The organism is Aequorivita antarctica (assembly GCF_007997155.1).
Taxonomy (GTDB): Bacteria; Bacteroidota; Bacteroidia; order Flavobacteriales; family Flavobacteriaceae; genus Aequorivita; species Aequorivita antarctica.
Window position 1 is genome coordinate 1 of sequence record NZ_VORT01000030.1, and the last position, 3,472, is coordinate 3,472.

A 3,472-nucleotide genomic window follows, 5' to 3' on the forward strand; every position below is an offset into this window, starting at 1 on the left:
TGTAGCATGGCTTTTTTTAAAAGCTCCAAATTTGGCACATTTTCAAGCCTGATCAAAAAAACAAAGCCGCTTAAAGCGGCTTATATGGGTTGGGTTTTTATAAATTATGGGGTTGTGCAACGGTTACCAATGTTGGCAACTGGCTTTATTTATCATCGTAATGAAATCTACATTGAACTATGATGCATTTTTGGTCGATACCTTTTTTTCCGGATACTCTATAAACTAGTCTGTGCTCTCCAGTAATTCTTCTAGACCAAAACCCTTTAAGTCCGTGCTTTAGAGGTTCAGGTTTTCCTGTTCCTTTAAATGGATTTTGTTTGATTTCTTTTATTAGGTCTTTTATTTTAAGAGCTATATCGGCATCGTTTTCTAACCAATAAGTGAAATCTTCCCATCCGTGTGAGGTAAAATCAATATTCATTAATGAGTTAATTCAATTTCATCTTCATTGTATTCAACTAATTTTCCATTGTCGATTTGTTCGATTGATTCCATTAGTCTATTTCTATTAGCTTTAGTAGATAATAAGTGTTCCGTTTCTTTCAATGAATTATATTCGTTAATAGACATTATGACAACTGCGTCGTCGCCTTTGCTTCTTGCTACAACTATCACTTCCATTGACGATGAAACATAATCAAATTGTTTTTTTATACTCTTCCGTAGAGTGGAAATTGTTATTGCTCTCATAATGCTTAAATTTTAGCGTACATTATTTTGTACAAGCAAATGTACAATATTTGTACCAAATGTGCAAATAAAAAGAAATGTCAGCTTGTAGCCAACGTTTAGTATAAGAGTAGTAGCGGATTAAAATGCACTTACTTTTCGGATAACAATATACTTAATTATATGCAAAAACGATTTAGGCTAACACCTAAACCGCTATTACTTTTATACATTGTTGGGCGTTCGTTGTTCTTTCGCTCACGTTTGATTAATCTAATTTTTTAATTCAATTCGATTTTTTATAGTCTGATTAAATTCCGTGTAGCTTTTCAAGAAAAAGTTCATAATGAAATTACCCATAAACAAAGTAGCAAAGCCATTCGCTTCGTCTGATTGGATGAGTTTTGTTTGAGTTTCTGAAATCTTTTCCAATTGATATTTATGGTTGTCTTTTATTCCCAAAATAAATGGGTCGCTCCAACCAAATAATTTTCCTTCTTCAAAATGGATAAGTTCGTGTTTATATATTCCGACTTTGCCTTTATTGTCCATAAAATGAACTTCTGTTTGTCCATTTTTTTTAAAATTGCCTTCAATTTTTTGCAATGATTTACTCCAAGTTGGCATTTCTTTGAAGTTGGTTAATTCACGCCAAACATTTTCGATAGGTGCGTTAATTACTATTTCTGTATAAACACTTCTTTTGAATGTTGAGTGTTTTGTGATTTTATTACTTGTCATTATTCTGATTTTTTTGATTGATTGTTTGTAAATGTTCGATGTAAAAATGTCCTCTTTTTTCAGCGAAAAAGTCTAATGAAAGTAAAACAGCACATTGAATAAAAAGCCCCAATCCAAAGCCTTTCCAAAAGCCATAATTGGATAAAGCATACATTAAAATGATGCCTAAAAAAATCATTGTAATTTCAAAATAACGATAGAAAACAAAGTTTTTCATCACTTTTTCCATTCTTGGAATTTCTTCTGTTTGAACTTTTTGTTGTTCATATTTTAAAAAGTTTTCTACTCTCAAATTATCCTTTGGACTTCTTGTAAAGATTTTAGTGCCAATAACAATTTGTACGATTGAGAAAAAGACCAACGGAATTGCTAAACCTTTCCAAAAACTGTCTTTTAAGTAGAAGAAAAAATAGACAGATAAAATAATAGCGAAAATACCAAAGCCCATAAATAATAGGCTTTCGGCTTTTTCTGCATTAAAATAAGTTTTGATTATATCCATTCTCTTAACTCTTTAAAGTCCAAGCATCAGCTTGAAGTTGTTTGATATAATCTTCAACAGGTTGCGGACAAACATTTCTGAAGTTTGGATTGTCAGAGAGAATGACATCTACAATTACATCTACCATCATTTGTGGGTCAAATTGCTGTGATAACATTTCTTCAAATCCTGCAAAAATTTGTTCTGACGTAAAGTTTGTTTTTGGGTCGTACCAATGTTTAATGCTATCCATTCCTCTATCGTTAAATCCTGTGTCAAAAGCACCTGGATTTACTGTGGCAATTTTGATATTGAATGGTTCTAATTCAGTTTTTAGCCCTTCTGCAATAGCTTCCAAAGCGTGTTTTGTTGCACAATATGCCGAAGCGTAAGGAACGGTCAATAAACCACCCATTGAAGAAGTGAAAACAATTTTTCCTGATTTTTTGGCGACCATTTTTTTAATAAAACCTTGTGCAAATTCTAATGCAGAGAATACGTTAATGTCAAACATTGAGCGAATTAAGTCAAGTGGTTGTTCTCCAATTGGACCTGCGTCCATAAGTCCTGCATTGCTAAACAAAATATCAATGTCGTATTTGTTGATTAGGAAATCACGCTCTCTTTCCTTGGTTACATCCAATTTTTCTATTATCAAATTGGTAAGGTTTTTTTCTTTTGCTTCCGCTTTAAGTTCTGTTACTTGAGGCCAAATTTCTGCTGTTGCAATAACATTATGTCCTTTTTCTGCTAAAATGAAAGCTGTTGTTTTAGCAAATCCGTGACCTGCTCCTGTAATTAAAATTGTCTTTGTCATTTTTTATTATTTTTAAATTTCAGCAAATCTATATCAATAATTTTAAACCTACAACCAAAGAGTGTGGTCTATAGTTGTAGTTTTTTAAAAATAGTTTATCTTTGTCTAAAAAAAATAGGGAAATGCTTATAAATGAATTGGCAAAACGAACCGGAATTACAGCACATACTATTCGGTTTTATGAAAAATCTGGATTGATAAAAGGTAAGCGAGATGAAAATATAAAGTCAAACAACTATTTTCATTATGATGAAGAGACGGTTGAAAAATTAGAATTAATTGTTGACGCAAAAGCCATTGGTTACACAATCAATGAAATTTCAGAATTAATAGATGCTTGGTACAGTAATAAATTCTCGAAAGTTGAAAAATTGGCTTTTTTGGATGAAAAATTGATTTCGCTTGACCAAAAAATTAAGGATTTGAAAGAAATGAAAAATCTAATTAGTCAGTATAAAAAAGATGTTTTGGATGGTAAATGTTAGATTGAGTTCGTTTTTTTTTAAATGACGCCCAACGGTTAGTATATGAAAAGAAGGCGATTTCGATACACTAAACTTTCGGTTAAGCACAAAGTTTGATATGAGCCAAAGCCTTTGAATTCACTACTTTTTCGCCTATTTTTTATATACATTGTGCCTGTTGCACAAGTTACCAATTTTCCTTAATTTCATGGTATGCAAGGAAAAAAGATCTACCAAGAAAAGCTCTTCAACGATTTCCGTTTGAGTGAGCGCGTTCCAGCGCACAATTTTTATCGA

Annotated in this window: 7 protein-coding genes; 2 read left to right on the forward strand and 5 right to left on the reverse strand. The window is 31.9% G+C overall.

Features of this window, described 5'->3' with window-relative positions; all coding sequences use genetic code 11:
* On the forward strand, positions 1-183 hold a 183-nt coding region (locus ESU54_RS18005; protein WP_211362163.1), incomplete at its 5' end, for a hypothetical protein.
* On the opposite strand, the gene ESU54_RS17540 is transcribed toward ESU54_RS18005, so the two are convergent.
* The 5 genes from ESU54_RS17540 to ESU54_RS17560 form a co-directional block, all read right to left on the reverse strand.
* Positions 146-424: a Txe/YoeB family addiction module toxin gene (locus ESU54_RS17540; RefSeq protein WP_111846077.1), complete on the reverse strand. Its 279-nt coding sequence runs from the start codon at positions 422-424 to the stop codon at positions 146-148. The two genes, ESU54_RS18005 and ESU54_RS17540, sit on opposite strands and share 38 nt — an antisense overlap.
* Positions 424-693: a type II toxin-antitoxin system Phd/YefM family antitoxin gene (locus tag ESU54_RS17545; RefSeq protein ID WP_111846078.1), complete on the reverse strand. Its 270-nt coding sequence runs from the start codon at positions 691-693 to the stop codon at positions 424-426. The genes ESU54_RS17540 and ESU54_RS17545 overlap by 1 nt, the downstream gene beginning before the upstream one ends.
* Before the next feature lie 252 nt (positions 694-945).
* Positions 946-1,413 (reverse strand): SRPBCC family protein, encoded by a 468-nt coding sequence (locus tag ESU54_RS17550; protein ID WP_111846079.1) that lies wholly within the window; start codon positions 1,411-1,413, stop codon positions 946-948.
* On the reverse strand, positions 1,403-1,915 hold the full coding sequence (locus ESU54_RS17555) for a hypothetical protein (protein ID WP_111846080.1): 513 nt from the start codon (positions 1,913-1,915) through the stop codon (positions 1,403-1,405). The genes ESU54_RS17550 and ESU54_RS17555 overlap by 11 nt, the downstream gene beginning before the upstream one ends.
* A 4-nt stretch (positions 1,916-1,919) precedes the next feature.
* Entirely contained in the window at positions 1,920-2,711 is a 792-nt protein-coding gene (locus ESU54_RS17560) for an SDR family oxidoreductase (protein ID WP_111846081.1), read from the reverse strand.
* A 122-nt stretch (positions 2,712-2,833) separates the two neighbouring features.
* On the opposite strand from ESU54_RS17560, the gene ESU54_RS17565 reads away from it, so the two are divergent.
* Positions 2,834-3,196 (forward strand): MerR family transcriptional regulator, encoded by a 363-nt coding sequence (locus tag ESU54_RS17565; protein WP_111846082.1) that lies wholly within the window; start codon positions 2,834-2,836, stop codon positions 3,194-3,196.
* Positions 3,197-3,472: the final 276 nt, after the last annotated feature.

Bases quoted from the DNA above. Each gene is read 5' to 3' on its own strand.
- ESU54_RS17540 (WP_111846077.1), bottom strand. From the start codon at position 424: ATGAATATTGATTTTACCTCACACGGATGGGAAGATTTCACTTATTGG.
- ESU54_RS17545 (WP_111846078.1), bottom strand. From the start codon at position 693: ATGAGAGCAATAACAATTTCCACTCTACGGAAGAGTATAAAAAAACAA.
- ESU54_RS17550 (WP_111846079.1), bottom strand. From the start codon at position 1,413: ATGACAAGTAATAAAATCACAAAACACTCAACATTCAAAAGAAGTGTT.
- ESU54_RS17555 (WP_111846080.1), bottom strand. From the start codon at position 1,915: ATGGATATAATCAAAACTTATTTTAATGCAGAAAAAGCCGAAAGCCTA.
- ESU54_RS17560 (WP_111846081.1), bottom strand. From the start codon at position 2,711: ATGACAAAGACAATTTTAATTACAGGAGCAGGTCACGGATTTGCTAAA.
- ESU54_RS17565 (WP_111846082.1), top strand. From the start codon at position 2,834: ATGCTTATAAATGAATTGGCAAAACGAACCGGAATTACAGCACATACT.